Raw genomic sequence first — 3,166 nt, 5'->3', positions numbered from 1 at the left:
TTATATCATTATTCTCTAATTACCATATACATATAATATATTTAAAATTAATTTAAAAGGAGAAGTATGTTATATGACAAAATTGGAGGAACTAGAAAAAGATTTTAATCAAATGAATCTAGATTTAAAAGCTATACAACATGATATGAAAAGTTTAGAAGTAAGAATATTAGTAGCTGAAAAGGATGTTTTAACTATTAATAAACAATTAGATAAAATTAGTGCAAATACTACATGGATTTTACGATTGATCATAAGCGGATTGTTAACAGGAGTACTTGGTGTAGTAGCTAAAAACCTGTTATAGGAAAAAAGGGTGTTGGTCAATCAAAACGGACCTAGCAAAGCGAAGGGAGTATTTGACTTGACCAACCGTACTACACCCAAACCCTCTTGGCATTGAACAAACAATCGTTTGTTCCTGCTAACCGGCGAGGGAGCCCCTCAAGGATTGAGGGGTTGGGGAGTTTGATTGAGGGGGTCTGGGGAAGAGTTTCCCCAGTGGGTTTGGGCAAAGCCCAAGGTTTGTTTTTTGCCAGGCAAAGCATGGCTTGGCGGAGCCAAAGAGCCTCGCAGAGCACGTCCAAATGAAATTTGGTATAACGTGCTAGACCAAATTTGGTTTTTCTTCTATCCCCATGTTAAACTAGTTACCAAAAGGGGGGGTCTTGCTCATGGCTCACGTTCAAAAATATGCAAAAGGAAATGTTCAAGGATTGTCCATCCACTGGGACAGAAAAACAGAAAATCATTCGAATCAAGACATTGATAATGAACGGTCACATTTGAATTATGATTTATGTGAAAAAGAAGGAGATACACTTTCACGCATGAATGATCGGTTAAGTGAAGTGCATTGCTTGAATCGAAAAGATGTAAAAGTCTGTGCAGATTGGGCTGCTACATTACCGGAAAGTTTGAAAGATGCTTCTGAGAAGGAACAACGTGAATTTTTTGAGAAAACCTATGAATTTTTAGCGAACCGTTATGGTGGTGAAAAAAATGTGTTGTCAGCCAATGTACATAATGACGAAACAAGACCGCATATGCATTTTGCTTTTATGCCTGTTGTTTGGGACGAGAAAAAGCAACAGGCAAAGGTTTCAGCTAAAGAAGTTTTAACAAGAAAAGATTTAAAAACATTTCACCAAGATTTAGATGAGTTTTTGAAAAAAGAAATACCACAAATCTACAAAGAAGGTATTTTAAACGATAAAACGATTGGCGTTGATACGGTTAAAGATTTGAAAAGGTATTCTGAAGAAATACAGAAACAAAAAGATGTAATGGATGCGGAAGTAAAGGTCAAAGAAAGAGAGTTAGAGGGGAAAATTCAATCATTAGATAAAGAATTGGAAAGTAAAAAAAATGAGTTTCTGAATTTGAGTGAAGCACTCCCTTCAAAAATTAATATCAAAGTAAAAGGAAAAGAGAAAAAAACAGAGGTTGTAAAAACAGGTTTTTTAAAATCAGAAACAGTAACTACAGAAACTGGGAATTGGATTGTTTCTGATAGTGAAATGAGAAGGATGCAAAAAGTTCTAAGCGATGCAAATTTCGTAAAGGAAGATTATGAGCGTTTGCAGCGTACAGATTTAGTTAAAGAAAACAAAGAATTACATGATAGAGTTGATAGTTTAGCCGATGGTTATGTTAAAGCTATTAATGAGAATACAGATTTGTATGAGAAGAATAGAGAATTACGTAAGGAAATAAGCTCGTTAAAAGCCCATGTAAAAGATTTAAAGGAAAATGTAAAGGTTTTATACCACAATACGAAAAAAGTCCTTGGAGAGCATTTTAAAGCGTTTAGAGGACTTGTTAAGAATGAATTGGATATAAAAGGTGTAGATAATCAATTTGATTGTGAATATAAGAAAGAAATTAAGAAACAACGTGGATATAACATGGAACGTTAAAACCGTCTCAGAATTAATTCTGAGACGGTTCGTCGTTTTTGTATGTTATTTCTGTTTTAAGCTCTCTTCCTTTAGTTGAATAGACTTGTTGTAATCGGATTTCTTGTATATCGTGCCAATGGCCACGACCAAAATAACGAGCATTTACTTGATATGTACCAGTACCTTTTCTAAAAAGAATTTCTGCATTTACAAGTTTGTTGATGTTGTTATTAAGAACTTGTACTGTTTTATATCCTAGTTCTTGTGCCATTTGTTTTTTTATAAAGCTATTTAGAATGATCATATTGTCATAAGACATTACTTTTAATAAAACGTTAATAACTCTATCTAAACCTTTAGGTAAATCATTTAAGGCTACAATATCTTTTAAATATATTTTTACGTAGTCTGGTTCTTTGTCGATATAAGCATTTATAATTTCTTCTTCTTCTTGAATTTCACCAGTATTTATATCTATTATTTTATTTTTTGTAACTTTAGAAACTTTTTTCAAGGGTCTTTCCGGTTGCATCAAATCTACCTCCTACCCGATTTATAATTTAATTAAATTATAAATCGGGTATTTTAAAAGTGCAATATTTTTTATAGGATTTCACATTTATAATCCCACAAATTATAAATGATATAAAAAATAAATTTAATTTATAACTCCACAAATTACGGTATATAACTCCACAAATTACGGTTATAATCCCACAAATTATAACTTATAATCCCACAAATTATAGTATTTTCCTAGAAATCCAGTCATATCAACGGTTCAACCTATGTTCTCCCTTCTATTCTATTATTTTATAAAATTTAAAAGGGCTTTTCACTATGCAATAGTCGAGTAGTATTTTTTGAGAAAACCATTCAAAAAATCTCCACTCTTTTGCTATTGCATAGTGAAATTCGGCAGGTGTGAGCATGTCGCCAAGCCGAACAGACCAAAAACGAGGATTTAGATTGTTCGACTTGGACTAGCAATTGTACCTGCCGAACCGCCTTGCTCTATCGTTCTAAACAATCCGCTTATTCCATATTCATTTACGTTAAGATCCAGGGGGCTAGCCCCCAAACCCCCAGCCAGCACTCACACCCAAAAACAAGGAGAGAATGAACTTAGAACAGCACATTTATAGAAACTGTGTTTTTGCTAGATGCATATTAAAAAGGATAAGCATATGCTATATTACGCTTTCGTATAATTCCCTTATCTTTAAAGAGAACTTAAATCTTAATAATAGATTTGAGTTCTCTTT

3 protein-coding genes are annotated in these 3,166 nt (G+C 33.2%); 2 read left to right on the top strand and 1 reads right to left on the bottom strand.

The window, feature by feature from the left end:
• Positions 1-73 precede the first annotated feature (73 nt).
• Together J0835_RS29125 and mobV are read left to right on the top strand one after the other, a co-directional pair.
• Positions 74-307 carry a hemolysin XhlA family protein gene (locus J0835_RS29125; RefSeq protein ID WP_046199669.1) on the top strand — a complete coding sequence of 78 codons (234 nt, stop codon included), beginning with the start codon at positions 74-76 and terminating at the stop codon, positions 305-307.
• Between the two features lie 367 nt (positions 308-674).
• A complete protein-coding gene (gene mobV / locus J0835_RS29120) occupies positions 675-1,919 on the top strand; it encodes a MobV family relaxase (protein ID WP_333728208.1) in 1,245 nt (414 codons plus the stop codon).
• 13 nt (positions 1,920-1,932) lie between these two features.
• Here mobV and J0835_RS29115 read toward each other — a convergent pair whose 3' ends face one another.
• The gene (locus J0835_RS29115) at positions 1,933-2,433 is read right to left on the bottom strand and encodes a replication/maintenance protein RepL (protein ID WP_001182216.1); all 501 of its coding nucleotides are present in this window, start codon (positions 2,431-2,433) and stop codon (positions 1,933-1,935) included.
• Between the last annotated feature and the right edge of the window lie 733 nt (positions 2,434-3,166).

Source organism: Bacillus cereus group sp. Sample62, assembly GCF_036851315.1.
Taxonomy (GTDB): domain Bacteria; phylum Bacillota; class Bacilli; order Bacillales; family Bacillaceae_G; genus Bacillus_A; species Bacillus_A wiedmannii.
Note: the sequence above shows the minus strand (reverse complement) of the source record. Positions and strands in the feature narration are given on the sequence as shown.